The 22,850-nt window shown below is 62.1% G+C and carries 17 protein-coding genes; 7 read left to right on the top strand and 10 right to left on the bottom strand.

Annotated features, from left to right (window positions below):
• Positions 1–146 precede the first annotated feature (146 nt).
• Complete coding sequence (pepN, locus tag ACSQ8V_RS04485) at positions 147–2,855, bottom strand: aminopeptidase N (RefSeq protein ID WP_436205012.1); 2,709 nt, start codon at positions 2,853–2,855, stop codon at positions 147–149.
• 253 nt (positions 2,856–3,108) lie between these two features.
• On the opposite strand from pepN, the gene ACSQ8V_RS04490 reads away from it, so the two are divergent.
• From ACSQ8V_RS04490 to aepY, 7 genes are all read left to right on the top strand, one after another.
• On the top strand, positions 3,109–3,855 hold the full coding sequence (locus tag ACSQ8V_RS04490; RefSeq protein ID WP_436205013.1) for a DUF4136 domain-containing protein: 747 nt from the start codon (positions 3,109–3,111) through the stop codon (positions 3,853–3,855).
• A gap of 193 nt (positions 3,856–4,048) precedes the next feature.
• On the top strand, positions 4,049–4,753 hold the full coding sequence (locus tag ACSQ8V_RS04495; protein WP_213762539.1) for a CDP-alcohol phosphatidyltransferase family protein: 705 nt from the start codon (positions 4,049–4,051) through the stop codon (positions 4,751–4,753).
• Positions 4,750–5,568 carry a HalD/BesD family halogenase gene (locus tag ACSQ8V_RS04500; protein ID WP_255631179.1) on the top strand — a complete coding sequence of 273 codons (819 nt, stop codon included), beginning with the start codon at positions 4,750–4,752 and terminating at the stop codon, positions 5,566–5,568. Before ACSQ8V_RS04495 ends, ACSQ8V_RS04500 begins: the two co-directional genes overlap by 4 nt.
• Positions 5,565–6,572: a flippase-like domain-containing protein gene (locus ACSQ8V_RS04505; RefSeq protein WP_213762540.1), complete on the top strand. Its 1,008-nt coding sequence runs from the start codon at positions 5,565–5,567 to the stop codon at positions 6,570–6,572. Before ACSQ8V_RS04500 ends, ACSQ8V_RS04505 begins: the two co-directional genes overlap by 4 nt.
• A gap of 21 nt (positions 6,573–6,593) precedes the next feature.
• Positions 6,594–7,361: an NTP transferase domain-containing protein gene (locus tag ACSQ8V_RS04510; protein ID WP_213762541.1), complete on the top strand. Its 768-nt coding sequence runs from the start codon at positions 6,594–6,596 to the stop codon at positions 7,359–7,361.
• Positions 7,358–9,058 carry a phosphoenolpyruvate mutase gene (aepX, locus tag ACSQ8V_RS04515; protein ID WP_213762542.1) on the top strand — a complete coding sequence of 567 codons (1,701 nt, stop codon included), beginning with the start codon at positions 7,358–7,360 and terminating at the stop codon, positions 9,056–9,058. The genes ACSQ8V_RS04510 and aepX overlap by 4 nt, the downstream gene beginning before the upstream one ends.
• Positions 9,055–10,230: a phosphonopyruvate decarboxylase gene (gene aepY, locus ACSQ8V_RS04520; RefSeq protein ID WP_436205014.1), complete on the top strand. Its 1,176-nt coding sequence runs from the start codon at positions 9,055–9,057 to the stop codon at positions 10,228–10,230. The genes aepX and aepY overlap by 4 nt, the downstream gene beginning before the upstream one ends.
• A 94-nt stretch (positions 10,231–10,324) precedes the next feature.
• Here the strand turns inward: aepY and ACSQ8V_RS04525 are convergent, their stop codons facing one another.
• From ACSQ8V_RS04525 to ACSQ8V_RS04565, 9 genes are all read right to left on the bottom strand, one after another.
• Complete coding sequence (locus ACSQ8V_RS04525) at positions 10,325–10,795, bottom strand: hypothetical protein (RefSeq protein ID WP_436181028.1); 471 nt, start codon at positions 10,793–10,795, stop codon at positions 10,325–10,327.
• A gap of 401 nt (positions 10,796–11,196) precedes the next feature.
• A complete protein-coding gene (guaD, locus tag ACSQ8V_RS04530; protein ID WP_436205015.1) occupies positions 11,197–12,528 on the bottom strand; it encodes a guanine deaminase in 1,332 nt (443 codons plus the stop codon).
• A gap of 35 nt (positions 12,529–12,563) precedes the next feature.
• Complete coding sequence (locus ACSQ8V_RS04535) at positions 12,564–13,925, bottom strand: NCS2 family permease (protein ID WP_436205016.1); 1,362 nt, start codon at positions 13,923–13,925, stop codon at positions 12,564–12,566.
• 11 nt (positions 13,926–13,936) lie between these two features.
• On the bottom strand, positions 13,937–14,974 hold the full coding sequence (locus tag ACSQ8V_RS04540) for an adenosine deaminase (protein ID WP_213762547.1): 1,038 nt from the start codon (positions 14,972–14,974) through the stop codon (positions 13,937–13,939).
• 28 nt (positions 14,975–15,002) lie between these two features.
• Complete coding sequence (gene xdhC, locus ACSQ8V_RS04545) at positions 15,003–16,028, bottom strand: xanthine dehydrogenase accessory protein XdhC (RefSeq protein WP_436205017.1); 1,026 nt, start codon at positions 16,026–16,028, stop codon at positions 15,003–15,005.
• 17 nt (positions 16,029–16,045) lie between these two features.
• Positions 16,046–18,478, bottom strand: a complete 2,433-nt coding sequence (gene xdhB, locus ACSQ8V_RS04550; protein WP_436205018.1) for a xanthine dehydrogenase molybdopterin binding subunit — start codon at positions 18,476–18,478, stop codon at positions 16,046–16,048.
• A gap of 28 nt (positions 18,479–18,506) precedes the next feature.
• Complete coding sequence (gene xdhA, locus ACSQ8V_RS04555) at positions 18,507–20,018, bottom strand: xanthine dehydrogenase small subunit (protein WP_436205019.1); 1,512 nt, start codon at positions 20,016–20,018, stop codon at positions 18,507–18,509.
• A 443-nt stretch (positions 20,019–20,461) separates the two neighbouring features.
• On the bottom strand, positions 20,462–20,974 hold the full coding sequence (locus ACSQ8V_RS04560; protein ID WP_436206594.1) for a disulfide bond formation protein B: 513 nt from the start codon (positions 20,972–20,974) through the stop codon (positions 20,462–20,464).
• A gap of 132 nt (positions 20,975–21,106) precedes the next feature.
• Positions 21,107–22,483 carry an amidase gene (locus ACSQ8V_RS04565; RefSeq protein ID WP_436205020.1) on the bottom strand — a complete coding sequence of 459 codons (1,377 nt, stop codon included), beginning with the start codon at positions 22,481–22,483 and terminating at the stop codon, positions 21,107–21,109.
• Positions 22,484–22,850: the final 367 nt, after the last annotated feature.

A 22,850-nucleotide genomic window follows, 5' to 3' on the forward strand; every position in this document is an offset into this window, starting at 1 on the left:
CAGGAATGGGGTACCGGTTCGGCGAGTCTCTTCGAGTCTCACACTGGCTGATTTTCGGGATATGCGAGCATAAAAAAAACCGGCGCCGAAGCGCCGGTTTCCGATGAGCCCGAGGAAGGGGCCCAAAGGCTCAGAGGATTAAACGCTTAGCCGAGCGCTTTTTCCACAATCTCGCGTACATCGCGCGATTTCACCTTCGACGCTACCCGTTCCAGCGCCGCGTGCGCCTTCTCGCTCAAGGCGGGCGTGTACCGGCGCCATTGCTCGAGCGTGCGAGCAAGGCGCGCAGCCACCTGAGGGTTCATTGCATCGAGCGCCACGACCTGTTCGGCCCAGAACGCGTACCCGGAACCATCGGCGGCGTGGAATTGCGCCGGATTCGCACCGCAGAAACTGAAAATCAGCGAGCGGGCGCGATTCGGATTTTTCAGCGTGAACGCTGGGTGTTGCATCAGCTTGCGCACGATGTCGAGCACATTGCGCTTCGGTCCGCCGCGTTGCGTAGCCTGCAGCGCGAACCATTTGTCGATCACAAGCGGCTCTTTCTCGAAACGTTGGTAGAAATCGCTGAGCGCGGCGTCGGCGACGGTGGTATCGACGGAACCTGACGCGCCCGCCGTCAGCAACGCGGACAACGCGGCCGACCGGTCGGTCATGTTGTCCGCGGCGTCGTACTGGGCGCTTGCCAGTTCGATGGCGCGGGTGGGGTCGTCGAGCTGGCTCAGGTAGGCGAGGGCGAGATTCTTCAGCCCGCGCTTGCCTGCGTCGTCCGGCGTCGCGCGATATTCGCCCGGCGTGCGGTTCGCTTCGTACACGGCGAGCCAACGGTCGCGCAGACCCGTGGCGAGGCGGCGACTAACGAACACACGTGCCGCGTGCACGGCGGCAGGGTCCGACACAGCCATCTGTTCTGCAAGATATCCCTCGGACGGCAACATCAGCGCCAGTTCCTGGAATGCAGGCGTGAGCGTGCTGTCGTCGAGTACCTGGGCGAATGCGGATACCACCTGGTCGTCGAGTGTCAGTTCCTCACCTTTCGATGCCCGATCCGCCAGCGCAAGCAGTTCGCGCGTGGCGAGGCGCTGGCCGGCTTCCCATCGATTGAACGGGTCGCTGTCATGAGCCAGCAGGAAGGCCAACTGCTCATTGGTGTAGTCGTAATCCACCACCACCGGCGCCGAGAAGTTGCGCAGCAACGAGGGCAACGGCTCTTCAGCGACATCGGCGAACGTGAAGGTTTGTTCCTGTTCAGTGAACTCCAGCACGCGCGTAGTGCCTTGCGGCTCTTTCTCACCCTCAAGCTTCAGTGGCAGGTCAGCGCCGCTCTTGCCGATCAGGCCGACCGAGAACGGAATCAGCAGCGGACCCTTTTGCGTTGCGCGCGCGGCCTCGGACGCTTCGCCGTAGCCTTGCGTGAGCGTCAGCGTGTAACGCTTCGTGGCTGCGTCGTAGCGCGTGCGTACCGTGATCCGCGGCGTGCCCGCCTGACTGTACCAGCGCTCGAATTGCGCCAGGTCGCGGCCGTTTGCATCGGCCATTGCGTGGCGGAAGTCGTCGCAGGTGACTGCCTGGCCGTCGTGGCGCTGGAAATACAAGTCCATTCCGCGCCGGAAACCGTCACGCCCGAGCAGCGTCTGATACATGCGCACGACTTCCGAGCCTTTTTCATAGACGGTCATCGTGTAGAAGTTGTTGATCTCCACGTAACTTTCCGGGCGCACCGGGTGCGCCATGGGACCCGCGTCCTCGGCGAACTGCATCTGGCGCAGCACGCGAACGTCGTCAATCCGTTTGGTCGCGCGCGCTGCATCGCTGGCTGCGCCTGGTTCGAGCCCAGCGGCCATGTCGGCGGAGAATTCCTGGTCGCGGAACACCGTCAGCCCTTCCTTCAGGCTCAACTGGAACCAGTCGCGGCAGGTCACGCGGTTGCCCGTCCAGTTGTGGAAGTACTCATGGCCGACCACCGCTTCAATGTTGCTGAAATCCACGTCCGTAGCCGTTTCAGGATTCGCGAGCACGTATTTCGTATTGAAGATGTTCAAGCCCTTGTTTTCCATCGCGCCCATGTTGAAGTCGCTCACGGCAACAATCATGAAACGGTCCAGGTCGAGCTCCAGCCCAAAGCGGCGTTCGTCCCATTCGATGGAATGAACCAGCGAATCCATGGCGTGTTGTGTCTTGTCGAGATCGTGAGGTTCGACCCAGACCTGCAGCAGTTTTTCCTTCCCCGAACCGGTCTTCATGCGTTGCTCGAGCTTGACGAGCTTGCCGGCCACCAGTGCGAACAGGTAGCTTGGTTTCTTGAACGGGTCTTCCCACCGCGCAAAGTGCCGGCCATTTTCCAGATCGCCTTCTTCGATCAGGTTGCCGTTCGACAACAGCACTGGGTACGCTTTCTTGTCCGCCCGCAGCGTGACCGTGTAGGTCGCCATGACATCGGGGCGGTCAAGGAAATAGGTGATGCGCCGAAAGCCCTCGGCCTCACATTGCGTAAAGAAATTGCCGCCGGACACGTACAAGCCCGACAAGGTCGTGTTCGCGGCAGCGTTGCACACGCTTTCCAGCGTCAATTCGAACGCGTCGGGAATATTGCTCACCGACAAACCGTTCTCAGTAACGCGGACATCCGCATGCGGGCGCCCGTCGAGCGTTGCGCCAATGAACTCCATCTGCTCACCGAGCAACTCCAGCGTCGCCGCAGGCGCGGCGTCCGGGTTGCGGCGCAGGCGCATGGTGTTGCGCACTACCGTGCGTTCGGGGACGAGGTCGAATTCGAGCGCGACGGTATCAATCAGGAATGCGGGCGGCGTGTAGTCAGCGCGGCGGATTACGGCAGGTGCGGTCGAATTGGACATGGCGGTTCTGATTGAGTTGAGCGGGTGCCTTTGCTTTCGAGGCGGCCTTGTGTCGGATCATTGTACAAAGGCTCGCGGGATCGTGTGCTCGATTCGGGGTCGGCCGAACGGCCTGTTTCCCGAACTTCACCTGTCTGCGACAGTCTTTAAACAGGTGGAATCAGGCGGTTTTCGTGCGGTGCATGCGACACTTCGCGGTTGCTGTTTTACACATGACATCGCAACAAGATCAACAAGACAAATGAGGTCGGCCATGACGTTAGGACGGTTGTACGGGGAATTGAAGGGTGCGGCGCGCGTGGTGCTGATCGCCGGGTTCGCGCTGCTCGGGGGCTGTACCACCTATGTTCAGACGCAGGTGGCGGCGTTCTCCGACTGGTCCGGGACCGACGCCACGCGGACCTATGCGTTCGTGCGCTCGGCGCCGCAGCGGAACAGCATTGAACAGGAGACGTATGAGGTGCTCGCCGCAAACGAGCTCGCCACCCATTCGTTCAAGCAGGTTGCCGACGCCAGCGCGCGTTATCTCGTGGAATTGTCGTACTCCATTCGCGGCGACATGGTCACCGTGCGCCAGCCCGTCTATTACGATCCATGGCCCATGTACGGCGGCTGGTACGGCCGGCCGTACGGATGGGGTGGCTACGGCGGGTGGGGAGGATGGGGAGGGTGGGATATGGGACCGGCGGGTTATGTCGACCAAAGCTACCCGATCTTCGTCCACTCGCTGCAGATCCGCATGACCGAACGTGAAAGCGGGCGCGAGGTGTACAAAGTGACCGCGAGCAATTCAGGCGGCGAATCGTCGCTGGTCCGGGCCATGCCTTATCTAGTGCGCAGCGCGCTCACGGATTTTCCGTTGGGCAACGGCACCGTGCGCACGGTGAAAATCCCGTTCGATAAAACTGGCGGTATCAGTAACGAAGCGCCGGTTGCGGTGGGAGCAAACGAGAAGAGCGCTGTCCCGGCGCCCGCTCCCACGCCGGTTCCTGTGCAATAGCCGTCAAGCCGGCGCAGTTGTTGGGCCCCGTCTGAGAAAAATTTACCGCTATGGAGGCCGGCCGTTTGATCCGGCCGCCGCTTTGTTGCAGTCCGCGAAACGCTCGAATTTCGATTAAAAATCCGCCTTCTTACAGGTTTATGGCGGAGTGCCCTTGTATGCAATTAAATTCGAAACGAGATATATTTCGAGGATGAACAAACCCCGCAACGCTAAACACCATGCCGTTCCTGAGCCCGCAACCTGGGATGCGCGGCTCGCTCGGCGCCTCGTTACACCGCTCATCGGCACGCCGATTACACCGAATCATCTGACCACTCTGCGCTTGCTGATTGGCATTGCCGGCGCTTATTACCTGTCGGTCGGCAGCTTCTGGTCGTGCAGTCTGGGCGCCTTGCTGATCGCGCTCTCTAATTTCGTCGATCATACAGATGGCGAGCTCGCGCGAATCAGCGGGCAATCGAGCAAAATCGGTCATTTTTACGATCTTGCGTGCGATTCCGTGGTGACCGTGCTGCTGTTCGTGGGCCTCGGGTTTTATGTGAACGTGCATCATCCGGCCATGATCGTGTCGGCCGAATGGCTTGGCGGGATTGCGGGCGTCGCCGTCGCGCTGATCTTCTTCCTGCGCATGCGGATCGAATCGATGGCGGGCAAGAGCGGCACGAAGCAGGCCTCCATGGCGGGTTTCGAGACCGAAGACGTCCTGTATTTACTGCCGGTGGTGACGCTGCTCAACGGCATGACGCCGTTCCTGGTGGCTGCTTCCATTGGTGCTCCGCTATTTGCCGTCTGGGTTGTCGTGGATTACCAACGCGCGCTGCGGCGTTTCGCCCGGGCCACGGCGCGTAACAAAGACTCTGATGGTCAAGATCAAGATTTGCAGGCTGTTCAATGAATTCATCTGTCGATTCCCTATCCACGCGTGCGTTTGGCGGCAAGCCCGCTGATCGCAAGAGCCTTCATGCTCTCGACGAAACCCTGGACGCGCATCTTCAGCGCCTGTCTCCCGAGCGCCAGACCGCGAAGCTGCACGAAACCTTCGATAACCAGGGCGCGTTCCTGTATCTGGACGACTTTCTGCCGCGCGAGTTCACCGAGAAGCTGGTCGCGGCTGTCCACGCGGTCATGCCCGCCATCAATCGCAATTACTTGCCGGGACACAAGCAGGGCGGCAGCGTCAGCCGTCACGCGATTGACGAACTCGCGCCGTTCATCGCCGAGTTGTACCGGTCGCCGGCGCTGATCAGCTGGCTGGAGAAAATCAGCGGCGACACGCTCCAGGAGTCGCCCGCCGACGATCCGCACGCGTACGCGCTGTATTTCTATACGAAGCCGGGTGACCATATCGGCTGGCACTACGATACGTCGTACTACGAAGGCCGCCGTTATACGCTGCTGCTCGGCGTGATGGACGATTCATCGTGCCGTCTCGACTACGAGTTGCACACGCGTTCGCCAGAGATCCCCGACCAGCCGGGTTCGGTGCAGATACCGCCGGGCGGCCTGGTTTTCTTCGATGGCGACAAGCTGCGTCATCGCGTCACGCCGGCTCGCGCGAATGAATTCCGTGTGTCGCTGACATTCGAGTACGTCACGAATCCGAACATGCGGCCGTGGCAGCGGTTTATCTCGAACATGAAGGACTCGGTTGCGTACTTCGGCTTCGGACAGGTTTTCCGCCGCAAAGGCGGGAAGAACGGCGCCGCATGAGCCGCGCCGGAACGATCCTCCTGTCGCTCGGCGTGGTGTTGTTCATCGCGCTGCTGGGCTGGCAGGGCTTCGGTTCCGTAGCGACCGCGCTCGCGGCCGCGGGTTGGGGCCTGCTCGCGGTGGCGGCATTCCATCTGCTGCCTGTCGTGATCGACGCGCTGGCTATCGAAACGCTCTTTCCCCGCCATGAACGCGATGTGAGCTTCCGCGACGCGCTGTTCGCGCGCTGGACCGGTGAATCGGTGAATAGCCTGATGCCGGCCGGACAGATCGGCGGCCCGATGCTGATGGTGCGTTATCTCTCGCAGCGCGGCATGCGGGCGCGCGACGCCGCGGCAGTCATCACCGTCAGCACGACCATGCAATCCGTCGGACAAATGATCTTCGCGATGATCGGTCTCGCATTGCTGAGCAGTTATGCGTCGGGCGTGGGCATGCTGCTGCCGGTGCTGATCGTGATCGTGGTGTGCTCGCTGATGGTCGTTGGGTTCTTCTTCGCGCAGCGCAAGGGTTTGTTCGCCCGCGCGACGCGGTTTGCCTCGCAATTCGCGGCGCGCTTTTCGAAGAAGCGCGACTGGTCGTCGCTGGTGTCGCGCGCGGAAGCGGTGGATACCGCCGTGCTCGAACTCTACAAAAAGCCCGGACCGGTCGCCGCGAGTTTCGCGCTGAGCCTGCTGGGCTGGATCGTGGGCACCGGCGAGGTGTGGCTTGCGTTGCATTTGCTGGGCTCGCCGGTCGGCTGGGCTGAAGCGCTGATGCTGGAAAGTCTTGGCCAGGCCATTCGGGGCGCGGCGTTCTTCATTCCGGGTTCGCTCGGTGTGCAGGAGGGCGGCTATTTGCTGCTCGCGCGTCTGATCGGCTTGCCGCCGGAGGCCGCGCTCGCGCTTTCGTTAGCGAAGCGCGCGCGGGAATTGCTGCTCGGCCTGCCGGGTATCGTTTATCTGCATTTCGCTGAAAAGGGCTGGCAGCGCCGTCGTCTCGCGCGCGTGCCGGAAATCGAATAAAGCATCACCGATAGGATCAACATGCGCGCAATTATTCTTGCCGCCGGGATGGGTTTGCGCCTGGTTCAGCCGGAAGGGCAGCAAAAGCCGAAGTGCCTGCTGCGTTTCGGCGAGTCGTCGCTGCTCGAACGCCATCTGCAACTGCTGAAGACGGCGGGCGTTGACGAAATCGTCTTTGTGCTCGGCTTCAAGCATGAACAGGTGGAAGCTGAATTGGCTGCGATCGACTGGAAGCCGCATACGGAAGTGGTCGTGAACCGCGAGTTTTCGCTTGGCAGCGTGCTGTCCGTGCACACGGCGGCAGAAGCGCTGACGCGCGGCGGCGACGTGCTGCTGATGGACGCCGACGTGCTCTACGACGAACGTATTCTCGAACCGCTGGTGGCGGGCGCGGGACCGGTGAACCGGTTGTTGATCGACCGTGATTTCGAAGCCGGCGATGAACCCGTGAAGCTTTGCGTGGCGAATGGCGTGCCGGTGGAATTGCGCAAGCAAGTGCTGGCGGATTTGCAGTTCGACGTGATCGGCGAGTCGGTCGGATTTTTCCGCTTCGACGAAACGGCGGCGCGGCGTCTGGCCGAACTCGTCGCCGGGTATGTAGCGACGGGCCGTGCCAACCTGCCGCACGAGGAAGCCGTACGCGATTTGCTGCTGGAACGCAGCCAGGTATTCGACGTGGCCGATGTAACCGGCGCGCCGTGGATAGAAATCGATTTTCAGAACGACGTTAAACGCGCGGCCGACGAAGTCTTGCCGCAACTGCGTCAGCTTGCAGGAGCCCTACGATGAACGCACCGTATCAACTACCCGCGGCGTATGCCCGCTCCCTTCGCCTGCGCGAGATGCTGCAGAGCAATCAGCTCGAATTCCTGATGGAAGCGCATAACGGCTTGTCCGCGCGCATTGTGAAGGAAGCTGGTTTCAAGGCGATCTGGGGATCGGGTCTCACGATCTCCGCGCAGTTCGGCGTACGCGACAACAACGAAGCGAGCTGGACCCAGGTGGTCGACACGCTCGAGTTCATGGCGGACGCGAGCGACCTGCCTATCTTGCTCGATGGCGACACCGGCTACGGCAACTTCAATAACGTGCGCCGGCTGGTGAAGAAGCTGGAGCAGCGCGGCATTGCCGGCGTGTGTATCGAAGACAAGCAGTTTCCTAAGACCAATAGTTTTCTTAACGGCGAGCGTCAGCCGCTCGCCGAGATGGACGAGTTCTGCGGCAAGATCAAGGCCGGCAAGGACTCGCAGAGCGATCCGAATTTCTCCATCGTCGCGCGCGTGGAAGCGTTGATCGCGGGCTGGGGCATGGAAGAAGCGTTGAAGCGCGCGGAGGCTTATCGCCAGGCCGGCGCAGACGCCATCCTGATTCACAGCAAGCTGTCCAAGCCGGACGAAATCCTCACGTTTGCGCGCGAATGGGCCGGCCGCGGTCCGCTCGTGATCGTGCCGACCAAGTACTACAGCACGCCGACCGATGTGTTCCGCCAGGCTGGCATCAGCACGGTGATCTGGGCGAACCATTTGCTGCGCGGCGCGGCATCGACCATGCAGGCGATCGCGAAGGAAATCCACAGCAGCGAAACGCTCGTGAACGTGGAAGATCGCGTGGCGACGGTCAACGAAATCTTCCGTCTCCAGGACGCCGAAGAATATTCGACCGCCGAAAGCGTGTATCTGTCGTCGGCGAGTGCATCGCGTAACGCGGTCGTGCTGGCGGCAAGCCGGGGCGCGGGGCTGGAAGCCGTTACCGCCGATAAACCCAAGGTCATGCTGCCGATCGCGGGCAAGCCGCTGCTGCGCCGTCTGGTTGAAGCGTTCAAGAAAGAAGGGATCAACGACATTACGGTGGTGGGCGGTTATCGCGCCGATGCCATCGATACATCGGGGATCCGGCTGGTCGTGAACGAGAAGCACGCGCAAACGGGCGAACTGGCGTCGCTGGCATGCGCCGCGAAATCGTTCACCGCCGACACCGTGATCTCCTACGGCGACCTCTTGTTCCGCAGCTACATTCTTCGCGATCTGGTGGAGTCGGACAGCGATTTTTGCGTGGTCGTGGATTCATCGCAGACGCCGGCGGCTGGCGTGGCATCGACGGATTTTGCGTATTGTTCGACCGCTGACGATCGCGCGTTGTTCGGCCAGAAGGTCTGGCTGGAAAGCGTGACGAGCTCGGCCGGTCCGGCAAATTCAAAGACGCCGCAAGGCCGCTGGATGGGCCTTCTGAACGTGCGCGGCGCAGGCCGGGAGCGGTTGGTTGCCATGCTCGAAAAACTGCAGCAACGCGATGACTTCGACAAGCTTGACATGGCCGCGTTGCTCAACGCGCTGGTGGCCGCGGACGAAAAGATCGAAGTGCAATACGTGCACGGTCATTGGCGTGGCGTGAACGACCTCGACGAGTTGCGTCAAGCCGGCGATTTTGCACACGGTCAGGCGCCGTACGGATCGAACGGCTCGGGCTCCTCGGAGGCCGGCGCGTGATCGAAGCTGCACAATTTGTCGAAGCCGCGCGCGAGCGCGGTTTCGACTGGTACGCGGGCGTGCCGTGCTCGTACCTGACGCCGTTCATCAATTACGTGCTGCAGGATGAGACGCTGAATTACGTGTCGGCGGCCAATGAGGGCGACGCCGTCGCGTTGATCGCGGGCGTGGCGCTTGGCGCGTCGGGCGTGCATAAGGCGCGGCGCGGCATTTCGATGATGCAGAACTCCGGGCTCGGCAACGCGGTGAGCCCGCTGACCTCGCTCACGTGGACGTTCAGGCTGCCGCAATTGCTGATCGTTACGTGGCGCGGTCAACCGGGTGTCGCCGATGAACCGCAGCACGCGCTGATGGGACCGGTCACGCCGGCCATGCTCGACACCATGGAGATTCCATGGGAGCTGTTTCCTACGGAAGCCGATGCGATCGGACCCGCGCTCGATCGCGCGACCGCGTATATGGACAGTACCGGGCGCCCGTACGCGCTGGTGATGCAGAAGGGCAGCGTCGCGCCCTACAAGTTGAACAAGAAAGGCTTGAGCGGTGTGCGTCAGCGCGCGTTGACCGAGCGCGCGAAGGTCCAGTCGTTTGAAGGCGCAAGCGAGCGTGTGTCACGCCACGACGCGTTGGAGCGCGTGATCGCGCACACGCCGAAAGAGTCGACGGTCGTGCTGGCATCGACGGGATTTTGCGGGCGGGAGCTTTACGCTATCGATGACCGCGAGAACCAGGTGTACCTGGTTGGATCAATGGGATGCGTGACGCCTATGGCGCTCGGCCTCGCGTTGTCGCGGCCTGACCTGAACGTAGTAGCGCTCGACGGCGACGGCGCCGCGCTGATGCGCATGGGCGTGTTCGCGACGCTCGGCGCTTACGGGCCGGCCAACCTCACGCACTTGCTGCTGGACAACGGCGCGCATGAGTCGACCGGCGGTCAGGCGACGGTGTCGCAAGGCGTCGAGTTCGCGCGGATCGCTTCGGCGTGTGGGTACGCGCTGGCGCTGGACGGCGATGACCTCTCGATCATCGACCGGTTGTTCGACGCGAAAGACGTCGATGGCGTGCGTTTCGCGCGGCTGTCGATCAACACCGGCACGCCGGGCGACCTGCCGCGCCCGTCGATCACGCCGGAAGATGTGCGTCGCCGGTTGCAAACGCATATTGGACGCTAGGCTGTCGCGCTGATCTTGCTTCGAATGCCACGCTGTTCACCCAAAGGCCGCACCAACCCGATGTTGGCGCGGCCTTTGGCTTGGTGGGCGCGTGTTAATCGTGGGTGACCGTGGCCAATTGCGGTGAATCGGGCTTGCAGAAGATCGCGGTGATAAAAGGCGCGACGCGACGAATAACGGCGTCGCTGCCAGCCGCGCGAACTTTTTGCTTGACCGAATCTTCCCCGCCGATCACAACAGCGCCATAAGCCGAATCGGCGATAGGATCGCCGTTGCCCTGCTTGAAAATCGCGTCATTTTTCTGGAACCCAACCACCGCGAACACGCCGAAGTCGAACGCGGTGAGATGACTATCGCGCGTTGGTTTAAACGCGTTGATTGAATTGGGCTCCACGCGCATGGGGGTGGTTTCTATCGCGTGATTTTCCTGAAGCGGCGCGATGAACGCGTGCGCGGTCGACTTGCAGTCGAGTTGAGCATCCAGCGCATAGGCCGAAGCTTGCGCGGACAATGCTGCAATGAGCATGAATAAGCCGATGCGGACGGCTGGTACGAGTGGCTTCATGTTTGTTTGTTCCAACCCACGCGCCCGTGAAGGACGCGACGTGAGTACGCACACGGCGTTGCGAAAAGCCTAGACTTTAGCGGGAAGCTGGAAAGTGTGCTTAAACAAGTGCTTAGAGCCCGTCCGGCGGGGCGCTGCGGGGAGCGTCACGCTCGCCCGACTGTGGAATCTGACGGCGAGTAATCCTCAGCAGAATTAAGGTGAGCTGTGCAAATGGGTTTGAGGCGTGCTTGAACTGCCCCGTCGCTAAGGATAGTTAAGCAAAATCAAGGTGCGTAAGGAGGCTTCAGCGCTGAAGGCCGCGGGCACGCCGAATTTGCTCGGCGTGCTCAAGTTATTAAGGCGGCGTCCGGCGCGCGCGCGGCCCGATCGTACGCTCAGGCTACCGGGCCGCAACCGCTTCAAGCCGCAGCCAACTCCGCCACCGTCCCGCGCCGCGTCCCTCTCCGATGCACGCATTTTCCCGCCGCATACGTCTCGAACACGGCGCGGTCGTCGCCGAGCATCGCGAACGCGAACAGCAGTTCTTCCAGCGATTCAGCCCGCGAAGTCCGGCGATCAAGCAGAGGCGTACCAGCCGGGTCCAGCACAACGAAATCCGCCTCGCTGCCGGGCTGCAGCGTCCCGACACGGTCCGCCATATCGAGCACTTGAGCCGCGCCCGTGGTCGCCAGCCAGAACATGCGCGCCGCCGTCAGATGGTGTCCCGTCAGACGCGCGATCTTGTGCGCTTCGCCCATGGTTTGCAGCATCGAAAATGTGGTGCCGCCGCCTACGTCGGTTGCAAGCGCCACCGGCATCTTCGCGGCGCCGGCCTTTTCTATATCGAACAAGCCGCTTCCCAGGAACAGATTCGATGTCGGGCAATGCGATGCCACCGCGCCGGTTTCAGCCATGCGCTGGCGGTCGGTATCGTCGAGATAGATGCAGTGGCCATACACCGCGCGCTGACGCAGCAAGTCGTAGTGATCGTAGATATCCAGATAGCTCCGATGCCCCGGAAACAGGCTTTCGACCCATTTGATCTCGTCGGTGTTTTCGGCGACGTGGCTCTGGATATACACGTCCTGGTGCTTGCGCGCGAGCACGGCGCAGGCTTCGAGTTGCGCCTCCGTCGAAGTGGGCGCAAAACGCGGCGTCAGCGCGTATTCCTGCCGCCCGCGACCGTGCCAGCGCGCGATGAGTTCAGCGCTGTCGTCGTAGCCCGATTGCGCCGTGTCGCGCAGATACTCCGGGCAGTTGCGATCCATCAGCACCTTGCCCGCGATCATGCGCAGGTTGCGTGACTCGCTTTCGCTGAAGAAGGCATCGACGGATTGCTTGTGGACCGTGCAGTACACGAGCGCCGTGGTCGTGCCGCAGGCCAGCAGTTCATCGATGAAAAAGCTCGCCGTTTCCCGTGCATACGCCGGGTCCTCGAACTTGCGCTCGGTCGGAAACGTGTACGTGTTCAGCCACGGCAGCAGACCCGGCGCGGGCGAGGCGATCATGTCGGTCTGCGGATAGTGAATGTGCGAGTCGATGAAACCCGGCACGATCAATTTGTCCCGCAGGTCCTTAACGATTGCATCGGGCGCGATGGTCTCACGCAGCGCCGCATATGCGCCCGCTGCCACCACGCGGCCCTCTTCCACCAGCAACAGGCCGTCGGTTTCATGCACGGCGTTGTCGTCGGAGAATGCGGGATCGTCGCGGAACGTGAGTAGCTGTGCGCGGTAAGCGGTCTGAGTCATGGGTGAAACGTCTCCAGTAAAGCGGGTCAACGCCCTTATAGCTGTGTCAATAACAGCAACGACAGCGCGGCGACAATCCACATCGCCGGCTTGATTTCTTTTCTGCGGCCGGTGAACGACTTGATCACGACAAACGCGAGGAAGCCGTACGCTATTCCGTCGGTGATCGAATACGTCAGCGGGATCAGGATCATGGCGAGGAAGGCGGGAATGGCTTCGTCGAAACGGCTCCATTCAATCTTCGTGATCGACTCCATCATGAACACGCCGACCAGCACCAGCGCGGGCGCGGTCGCAATGGCAGGCACCAGCGAAAGCAGCGGCGAGAGGAACAGGAAGGGCAGGAAACACAGGCCGGCGACGACCGCGACCAGCCCCGTGCGGCCGCCCGCCGAAATGCCCGCCGCGGATTCGATGTACGCATTCGCCGGGCTCGTGCCGAGCGGCGCGGAGACCAGCGCTGCGAAGGAATCGACCATCATCGACTGGCGGATATTGCGCGGGTTGCCGTCTTTATCGTAGAGCTTGCCGGCTTCCGAAATCGCCATGAAGGTGGACAGCGCGTCAAAAAACGACGTGAACAGCATCACGAAAATAAACGGCCAGTAGATCACCTTCAGCGAGCCGAGCAGGTCCAGTTGGCCGACCGCTGAAAAGTCCGGCGCCGAGAACAATCCGTTCCAGTTCACGAGCGTTTTCGTGGCAATGGCGGCGGGCCAGTAAGCGGTGCCGTCGCCCCAGAAGCGGCCAATGGGAATCGCAATGACGGTCGTGAAAATGATGCCGATCATCAACGCGCCGGTTACCTTTCGTGCAACCAGAATCGTGGTCACGGCGAGGCCGATCAGGAACGTGATCACCACCGGATTCAGTGACGCCGAATGCACGATCGTCACCGGATCGCTGATAACAAACTTCGCATTGACCAGTCCGATCAGGCTGATAAACAGGCCGATGCCACACGACACCGCATGACGCAGGTTCGCCGGAATAGCATCGACGACCAGCTTGCGCGCGTTGAACGCTGCAAGCACCGCGAAGATCACGCCTGCCCAGAACACGCAGCCGAGCGCGGTCTGCCACGGCATCTTGCCGCTGTGAACCATCACAAACGCGAACAGCGCGTTCATGCCCATGCCGGGCGCAACCAGCACCGGGTTGCGCGCGTAGAGGCCCATCGCGCAACTGCCGAGGAAACTGACAATGACGGTGGCGGTCAGCGCGGCAGGGAAGGGGACGCCTGCCTGCGACAGAATCCCGGGATTGACGACGATGATGTACATCGCCGTGAGGAAGGTCGTGATGCCCGCAACAATCTCGGTCTTCGTGCGCGAACCCGCCGCGCGGATGCCGAAGAAACGCTCGAGCGTGGTTGTATCGTTGGTGATCGTAGCCATGGCGTTCTCGCTCATGCCGCCGCGTGCGAGTTGTGCCAATAGGCATCGAGTCTGGCTACCATCGCAACGCGTTCGGCGTCCGTCACGAACGACGCTTCCAGGCTGTTCTTCAGCAGCGTGTAACACTCGGCGTCATTGAGATTCAAGGCGTCGAGAATCGCGAAATAGTTGGCGTTCACGTAGCCGCCGAAATACGCCGGGTCGTCGGAGTTGATCATCACGGCCACGCCTTGATCCAGCAGCGCCTTGAGCGTGTGTTTCGCCATGTCGTCGAACACGCGCAGCTTCAGGTTCGACAGCGGGCAGACGGTCAATGCGATACGGGCATCGGCGAGACGGGCGACCAGCGCCGGGTCTTCCATGCTGCGCACACCATGATCCACGCGATCCACTTTCAACAGGTCGAGCGCTTCGTACACGTACGCGGGCGGCCCTTCCTCGCCTGCGTGCGCCACGAGCTTCAGGCCTTTCTCACGCGCCTTCGCGAACACGCGTTCAAACTTCGAAGGCGGATGGCCGCGTTCCGACGAGTCCAGCCCGACACCAATCAGCCGGTGCCTGTATTGATCGAACAAGGGCAGCGCTTCATCGAACGTTTTAAGCGCGTCTTCTTCCGGCAAATGGCGCAGGAAACACAGAATCAGCTTGCTCGTCAAACCGCGACGCTCACCTTCGGCCAGCGCGCTTTCGATACCCGCGACCGCGGTGGCGATCGATACACCGCGCTCGGTGTGCGTCTGCGGATCGAAGAAAATTTCGGTGTGCGTGACATGATCGGCGAGCGCGCGTTCAACGTATGCCAGGGTCATGTCGTGGAAATCACGTTCGTGCAGCAGCACGCTCGCGCCCGCATAGTAGATGTCGAGAAACGATTGCAGGTCGGTGAACGCGTAGGCCGCGCGCAATGCGTCGATGGAGTCGTACGCGAGCGTCACGCCGTTGCGTTTCGCGAGTTCGAAGATCAGCTCGGGTTCGAGCGAACCTTCAATGTGAATGTGGAGTTCGGCCTTGGGCGCGCGGGCGATCTTGTCAGCGAGAGTGGGATTCATGCTTGTTTTGTGCTTTAAAAGGTCTGGATCACGCGGTTTGCGGATGCTGCGCCGAATTGTAGCTGTGCGCGGCGCGTTCCTCGACCTTCTGCAGCAACTGCGCTGCCACCGATACTGCAATCATTTCCGGCGCTTTATCGTCAATGCCGGGTACGCCGATCGGGCACGTCATGCGCTTGATCCGCATGGGGTCTATGCCCCGTGAAGTCAGTCGGCGCTCGAACAGCACCTTCTTCGTATGCGATCCGATCATGCCGAAAAACGCGAAATCGCCGCGCCGGAGAATGCGTTCGGCGAGCGTCAGGTCGAGCGCGTGGTCGTGCGTCATCACGAGGAAATAGCTGTTGGCCGGTGCTTCGTCCACAGCGGCTTCCGGGATTCCGCTGGCGTCCATCGTGACATTGTCGGGGAGCCGGTCAATGGGCGGGAAGGTTTCATCGCGCTCGTCGACCCACACCACGCGGCACGGCAGATTCGCGAGCACCCTGACGATCGCCGCGCCCACATGGCCGGCACCGAACAGCACCACCGGAAACTCGCGCACTGCGATGGTTTCGGTCAGCAACGAACCGCTTTCATCGAAACCCGCGCCGTCCCAGAGCAGGCAATCGGGGCCGGCTACGCCCGGTTCCGGATCGGAGATCATCACGCTGTCCGGGACCGGCCCGAAGCCGACGCTGCGCACCGTGGATAGTCCCTGCGCCATGCGTTTATTCAATGATGTGACCCAGCCGAGATCGCCTACATCCAGCCGCTCGAACGTCAGCACGACCGCGCCGCCGCAGCATTGACCAAGGCTTGGGCCGAGCGCGAAACGCTCAAGGCGCCGCATGTGCGGACTGCGCGCTCCGTCTTTCAGCACCTGCCGCGCGGTTTCAATCGCCTTCCATTCCAGATGGCCGCCGCCGATGGTGTGGCGTGCATCGTCACGCGTAACGATCATCTTCGTGCCCGCTTCGCGCGGCGCCGAGCCCTCCACGCGCGCGACCGTCACCAGCACGACGGCGTCGCCATGTGCGAGAAGGTGTTGCAGATCGTGTAGCCAGGCTGGCATCAATAGGCTCCGGTTTATTAGTTGACCGACACAGGCTGCGCGACGTCTGCGGCCGTTGGGGCGAGCGCTTTCGCGGCCTGCGCGTCCAGCGCATTCAGGATCGATTCGGGTGTGGCCGGGGCGCGCAGTACCGGGGCATCGGATGAATCGGGCGCGACCGACGCCACCGCGGCGCGGATCGCCAGTAACACCGAGAAACCGAGCAGCAACGGCGGTTCGCCCACGGCTTTCGACAAGAACACGGTCGGCTCGACGTTCTGGTTATCGTAGAGCGCGATGTTCATCGCAGCGGGAATGTCGCTCACCGATGGAATCTTGTACGTCGACGGCGCATGCGTCATCAGCCGGCCATCACGATTCCACCAGAGTTCTTCGGTTGTCAGCCAGCCCATGCCCTGGACAAAACCGCCTTCCACCTGGCCGATATCGAGCGCGGGATTGATCGACTGGCCCGCGTCGTGGAGGATGTCCGCGCGCAACAGCCGCCACTCGCCGGTGAGCGTGTCCACGACCACTTCCGAGATCGCCGCGCCATACGCGAAGTAGTAGAAGGGCTGGCCGGTCAGCGTTTTCGAATCCCAGTTGACCTTGGGCGTGGCGTAAAAACCATCCGACCACAACTGCACGCGCGCCAGATAGGCCGCTGCGACCAGTTGGTCGAAAGGCATCTGGCCGCCGTTCGACTCGACGACGCCATCGTGAAAACGCACGTCTTCCGCGCGTCCGCCAAGCTGCTTCGCGGCGAGTTCTGCAAGGCGTCCGCGAATGGTGAGCGCGGCGGCTTCGGCCGCCTTGCCGTTCAGGTCGCTGCCGGTGGATGCGGCGGTGGCCGATGTATTCGCGATCTTCGAGGTATCGGTGGCGGTCACGCGCACGCGCGACAACGCCACGCCCAGCGCATTCGCCACGACCTGCGCGACCTTGGTGTTCAGACCCTGGCCCATCTCGGTGCCGCCGTGATTCACGAGCGCGGAGCCGTCTTTGTAGACATGCACGAGCGCGCCCGCCTGGTTCAGGAACGGCACGTTGAACGAGATGCCGAACTTAACCGGCGTGAACGCGATGCCGCGCTTGAGCACGGGACTCGCTTTATTGAACGAAGCAATCGCGTTGCGCCGCTGCACATAAGCACTCGATGCCAGCAGTTCGTCAGTCAGCGGCGCGATGATGTTGTCTTCCACGGTCTGGCCGTAGGGCGTCACGTTGCGCTCGGTGATGCCGTAGTAGTTGACGCGGCGGATATCGACGGGATCGCGCTTCAGACGGTGCGCGATTTCATCCATCATGATTTCCATTACCAGCGCGCCTTGCGGACCGCCGAAGCCGCGAAACGCCGTGTTCGACTGCGTGTTGGTGCGGCAGCAGAGCGCGGTGATGTCGACGTCCTGCAGGTAATACGCGTTGTCGAAGTGACAGACGGCGCGCGTGGCCACCGCGCCCGACAAATCCGCCGAATAACCTGCGCGCAACGCAATTTCCACCCGCGCGCCTTGCAAGCGGCCGTCGTCATCGAAACCGGCTTCGTAGGTGTAGACCGCGTCGTGGCGTTTGCCGGTGATCATGAAGTCGTCGTCACGATCCGCACGCAATTTCACCGGCCGATGCAGCAAATGCGCCGCCAGCGACGCGATGCACGCGAAGACGCCCGACTGCGATTCCTTGCCGCCGAACCCGCCGCCCATCCGGCGGCATTCGCAGATGACGTTATGCGTCGGCCAGTCGAGCATATGCGCGACCAGATGCTGCATTTCGCTCGGATGCTGCGTGGAACTGTAGACGAGCAAACCGTCGAGTTCCTTCGGAATGGCATACGCGATCTGCCCTTCGAGATAGAACTGTTCCTGGCCGCCAACCTCGAATTCGCCTTGCAGCCGATGCGCCGCCGACGCGATTTTTGTGTCTGGATCGCCGCGTTTCAGATGCAGTGGCGGCAGCACGAACTGCTGTTTCGCTTTCGCGTCGCGCGGCGTCAGGATGGCTTCGCGCGGTTCGTATCGGATCACTTCTTCGCTTTTGGCAAGCGCTGCCGCGCGGCGCGCGAGATCGTGCGTTTCCGCGATGACCACGAACACCGGTTGTCCTAAATACAGCACTTCATCTTTCGCGAGGATCGGGTCGTCGTGGAGTACGGGGCCGCAATTGTTCTCGCCGGGGATGTCGTCGGCGGTGAACACGGCGATTACGCCGGGCGCGGCCAGAACCAGATCGAGATTGATCGAGACGATGCGCGCATGCGCATGCCGCGACAGACCGAGCGCCGCGTGCAGCGTGCCACGCAGTTCCCCGATGTCATCGACGTAAGTCGCTTCGCCGCTGACATGCAGGGTCGCCGATTCATGCGGCAAGCCGACGCCGATCGCTGCGCGCTCCGGCTTGTTCGCGGCCGCGTGTAACGCGAGCGCGTCAGCGGCGGCACGGTCGATGTGGTGTGGGTCGGTACGCTTGTTCATCGCGTGGTCCTTGGGGCTTGGTGTGGCGTCATGTCGCGTATTGCACATCGAACGCGAACGCGTTGACGTCGCGGAGCGCGAGCGGCGAATCCTCACGGGTCTCGAGGAAGAAACGCCACAGCACATTGCGCGCCACCTTGCTGCGGTACGCGCTCGACGCCCGCATGTCGGTGAGCGGCTGGAAGTCGACGTCCAGCGCGCGCATGGCGGCTTGCACGTTCGCTTCGTTCCACTCTTCATTCACCAGCAAGGCTTCCGCATTCGATGCCCGCTTGGGCGTGGCAGCCATGCCGCCAAACGCGAAACGCGCGGTTACCACGCGGTTGCCGTCGAGCGTCACGGCGAACGCGGCGCACACAGCCGAGATGTCCTGGTCGTAGCGCTTGGATACCTTGTAAGTCCGAAAGCGCAGTTTCGTCGATGGCAACGGCACGCGAATTCCCGCGACGAATTCGCCCGTTTCCAACGCGGATTTTTGATAGCCGAGATAGAAGGCGTCGAGCGGCATCGTGCGGACCTTGGCGGCTTTTTGCAGCACGATTTGGGCATCGAGGGCAATCAGTGCCGGCATGGAATCGCCGATGGGCGAACCATTCGCCACGTTGCCGCCGAGCGTGCCGGCGTTGCGGATAGGCCGCGAAGCAAAGCGCGTCCACAATTCCGCCAGTTCCGGATACACAGCCGAGAGCGCGCCATATGAATCTTCCAGCGAGGCCGCTGCACCGATGCTCAGCCATTGGCCGTCGCGAGTGATCGACTTGAGGTCGTTCACATTGCCGATATACAGGATGTCGCCGAGATTGCGGAATTGCTTGGTGACCCACAGGCCGACGTCAGTGCTGCCGGCCAGGATGCGCGCGTCCGGATGGTCGGCGCGCAAGCGGGCGAATTCGGCGAGAGAGACGGGCGCGAAGAACGTCGGGTGGCCGAATGCAGCGCCGCGCGCGTCGGGCGCGGAGTATTCGAGCGTTTCCTTGCGCTGGATGGTTTCGAGCTGGCGCTTGAGCGTGTCGCGATCAAGCGGCGCGCGAGGGTACTCGAACATTTTCTGCGACGCATCCACGATCGGCCGATAGCCCGTGCAGCGGCAGAGATTACCGGAGAGGGCAGCGTTGATTTCGTCCCGGGTGGGCAGGCCGGCGTCGGCGGGCTGATTCTGATACAGCGCCCACATCGACATGACGAAACCGGGCGTGCAAAAGCCGCATTGCGAGCCGTGGCAATCGACCATCGCTTGCTGGACCGGATGCAGCGTGCCGTCCCTGGCGCGCAGGTCTTCCACAGTAAAGAGCGCTCGGCCGTCAAGCGTAGGCATGAACTGGATGCAGGCATTGACAGCTTTGAGAACGGGTTGGCCGTCTATATCGAGTTCACCGATCACCACCGTACAGGCACCGCAATCGCCTTCCGCGCATCCCTCTTTGGTTCCGGTGCATTGGTCGTGCTCGCGCAAATGCTGGAGCACCGTGCGGGAAGCGGGTACGTCGTGCACTTCTCGTACGGCGTTGCGCTGGAAGAACCGGATGGTTTGCGTTGTCATAAATAAGTCCGAGACATTGCGGATCGGGCGCGCGTTACGCGAAAATCGGCGTCGGATTCAAAAGAAATCAGGCCGAAAGCGCGCACGTGGATCGCCATCCAAAGATAACGATATCACCGCAATATCTCAAAAATATTCCGGCGAACGTATCAAGACTATGCGAAGAGCCGGATGAGGGTCGGCGGAAACGACGCCAGAACACCGAGGGATGGGACAGACCGCGATGAAGCGAGAGGAGACTTTTTGGGCCGTTGGTGTCGAAGTCCGGCGGACCGGATAACGGTGACAGACGTTCGTGCGCGGTGGCGCTACAAAAAAGCACGATTGGACAACAGCGTCTTTGGCAAGCCTGAGGCCGGCCACACAGCGCGGATCCCCAGTTCTTGCCGAAAGCGAGAGCAGTTCGGCCAAGGTCTAAGGCCTGAACCGTACGCCATCCCCATTCAACCGGCGCGCAACCTGCGCTTGCCCCACAAACTGCCGGCGACGGCCAGGAAGATCACCGCAAACGCAATAAGGCCCCATTGCGGAAGCGAGAGTCCGAAAATGGGCGGATAGGGCGTCTCGCAAAGCCCTGCGACCTTGAAGACCTGAGGCAGCCACTTCGCGGGCGGAAGAGAATCCACGACGGGCTGGAGGGCATCGAACCCACAGCTGAATCCCGGATGCGCCTGCACATAAACGTGCCGTCCGGCTGCTACCACGCCCCCGAGAGCGGACAGCGCAACCAGCGTTTCGAGCAGCGCGATCCCGCTCCATCCCCGGAACGAAGCGCCGAGCAGGGCAAAGACCGCGATCAGCACAAAAAAGTAGCGTTGAATGATGCAAAGCGGGCAGGGATCTTCACCTTTGACGAACTGAAGATAGAGCGCTCCGCCCACGAGCCCGAGAGAGATCACAGCGAGCAAGACCAGCAATCGTCGTTCGCGGCGAATCTCGCGCTCGTCGTGGTGCATGGTGAAATGGTTCAAGGAGTTGTTCATATTTTTCGAATTGTTCGAGAAAAAAACACCTGAAAGGGCACGTCCCGCGACGGAATTCTATCGCGATCCCTGCCCCAAGGCGGTTTCAGGCATGGCATGAACGGCTTAGCGCGTGGTTTCGAGTACGGCTTCCACGGCACGACCGATGGAGAGCAGCGTGTCGTCGCTGAACGGCGCCCCGGCCAGCATGAGGCCGACCGGCGCTTCACCCCGCGGATGGCACGGCAGCGACAATGCGCAACTATCGAGGAAATTGAAAACGGAGGGGTTGCGCAGGATCAGCGCGTTGGTCCGGCCAAACGCTTCGTCGTCGTGTTCGAGGTCGGCCACGCGCGGCGGCACGACCGGCACGGTCGGGCACACGATGGCGTCGAACCGCTGCCACAGCGCGCGCGCCTGCTCGATCATTACGGCGCGCGCCTGCAACAAGTCGATGTAATCAGCTGCGCTGGCGGGCTGGCCTTTCAGGATCCGGACGTGGACGCGGGGATCGTATTGATCGGCGTGTGCGTGCAGCAGCGGCCGATGCCATGCATAAGCCTCGACTGACGCGAAGCTGAATCGATTGACCTCGGCGAGTCGATCGAGCGGCGCGAAACGCACGTCTTCCACCAGCGCACCGGCTGCAGACAGATGTCCGATTGCCGCGGAGTAGGCACTGGCGACCGTTTCGTCGACACCGTCCATGACGTAGTTCGTCAGCACGCCAAGACGCACGCCGTCCAGGGGACGGATCGCGGGTACGCCGGAGTCCCGGCCGGCCAGGATGCGGTCGACAAGCGCGCAGCACGCCACCGACAACCCGATCGGCCCGAACGAGTCGAGCGTGGTGGACAGCGGCACGCCGCCTTGCGTAGGCACGCGGGCAGCGGTTGGCTTGAAGCCGGTGAGCCCGCAGAGCGCGGCCGGGATGCGTATGGAGCCGCCGGTGTCGGTGCCGAGCGCGATGGCCGCCATGCCGTCGGCCACCGACGCCGCAGCGCCTGATGACGAGCCTCCGGCAATCCGCTCGTCGCCCGCTACATTGCTTCGATATGGCGAGTGCGGCGTTCCGTAGTGCGGGTTCAGCCCGAGCCCGGAGAACGCGAATTCGCTCATGTTGGTGCGCCCGACGATCACGCCGCCCGCCCGCCGCAGCCGAGCAACGGCGACGGCGTCGGCCTTTGCCGGCAGTGCGTCGGCCAGTACACGCGAGCCGGCGCGTGTCACCTGGCCTTCGATATCGAAGAGATCCTTGACCGACACAGGAATGCCCGCCAGCGGCGAGAGGACGGTACCCGCACGGCGCAATGCGTCGTGGGCGTCGGCGGCGGCGCGGGCGCGCTCTGCATCGACGTGCAGGAACGAAACCGCTCCCTGCCCCGAAGGGTCGGCAATGCGTTCGAGCGCTTGCTCCACCAACTCGCGGCTGGTGGTTTTGCCGTCACGAAGCGCGGCGGCGAGTTGTGCGAGAGGCGCGAACTGAGACGAAGTGATGGGCATGATGTCGAGAGAAACCGGTGGCGTGGCGGGCTGTAAAAGGGGCTGCAAAAAGGGGCAAGGACGGGCGTTCTGCACAGAGCGCAAATGCGGCGCGGTGAGTGATCCGTTCGCACCGTGGCGTTGCTCATTGCCGTGCTGAAGGCCGCGATGAAACGCCTGATGTAACTTGCCCAAAAGTGGCTGTCATTCTAAGCCAGCCCAGTAATAAATACTCGACGCGGCGCGCGCGGCGCTCGATAAACCGGGCCCCTCGGCCATTCGGCTGATAGCGCCGTTACCGCTTCCTGCCTAAGCTTGGCGGGTTCCTGCAGGCGGTCTTTTGCAGCGGCAAACAACAGTCCTGTAAAAACCCAAGCGTTTGGGTTTA

Origin of the sequence: Caballeronia sp. LjRoot31 (assembly GCF_964253885.1) — a bacterium.
Taxonomy (GTDB): Bacteria; Pseudomonadota; Gammaproteobacteria; order Burkholderiales; family Burkholderiaceae; genus Caballeronia.

Bases quoted from the DNA above. Each gene is read 5' to 3' on its own strand.
- ACSQ8V_RS04500 (WP_255631179.1), top strand. From the start codon at position 4,750: ATGAATTCATCTGTCGATTCCCTATCCACGCGTGCGTTTGGCGGCAAG.
- aepX (WP_213762542.1), top strand. From the start codon at position 7,358: ATGAACGCACCGTATCAACTACCCGCGGCGTATGCCCGCTCCCTTCGC.
- ACSQ8V_RS04540 (WP_213762547.1), bottom strand. From the start codon at position 14,974: ATGAATCCCACTCTCGCTGACAAGATCGCCCGCGCGCCCAAGGCCGAA.
- ACSQ8V_RS04525 (WP_436181028.1), bottom strand. From the start codon at position 10,795: ATGAAGCCACTCGTACCAGCCGTCCGCATCGGCTTATTCATGCTCATT.
- xdhA (WP_436205019.1), bottom strand. From the start codon at position 20,018: ATGACAACGCAAACCATCCGGTTCTTCCAGCGCAACGCCGTACGAGAA.
- guaD (WP_436205015.1), bottom strand. From the start codon at position 12,528: ATGACTCAGACCGCTTACCGCGCACAGCTACTCACGTTCCGCGACGAT.
- ACSQ8V_RS04510 (WP_213762541.1), top strand. From the start codon at position 6,594: ATGCGCGCAATTATTCTTGCCGCCGGGATGGGTTTGCGCCTGGTTCAG.
- xdhC (WP_436205017.1), bottom strand. From the start codon at position 16,028: ATGCCAGCCTGGCTACACGATCTGCAACACCTTCTCGCACATGGCGAC.
- ACSQ8V_RS04565 (WP_436205020.1), bottom strand. From the start codon at position 22,483: ATGCCCATCACTTCGTCTCAGTTCGCGCCTCTCGCACAACTCGCCGCC.
- xdhB (WP_436205018.1), bottom strand. From the start codon at position 18,478: ATGAACAAGCGTACCGACCCACACCACATCGACCGTGCCGCCGCTGAC.
- ACSQ8V_RS04560 (WP_436206594.1), bottom strand. From the start codon at position 20,974: ATGCACCACGACGAGCGCGAGATTCGCCGCGAACGACGATTGCTGGTC.
- pepN (WP_436205012.1), bottom strand. From the start codon at position 2,855: ATGTCCAATTCGACCGCACCTGCCGTAATCCGCCGCGCTGACTACACG.
- ACSQ8V_RS04495 (WP_213762539.1), top strand. From the start codon at position 4,049: ATGAACAAACCCCGCAACGCTAAACACCATGCCGTTCCTGAGCCCGCA.
- ACSQ8V_RS04535 (WP_436205016.1), bottom strand. From the start codon at position 13,925: ATGGCTACGATCACCAACGATACAACCACGCTCGAGCGTTTCTTCGGC.
- ACSQ8V_RS04490 (WP_436205013.1), top strand. From the start codon at position 3,109: ATGACGTTAGGACGGTTGTACGGGGAATTGAAGGGTGCGGCGCGCGTG.
- ACSQ8V_RS04505 (WP_213762540.1), top strand. From the start codon at position 5,565: ATGAGCCGCGCCGGAACGATCCTCCTGTCGCTCGGCGTGGTGTTGTTC.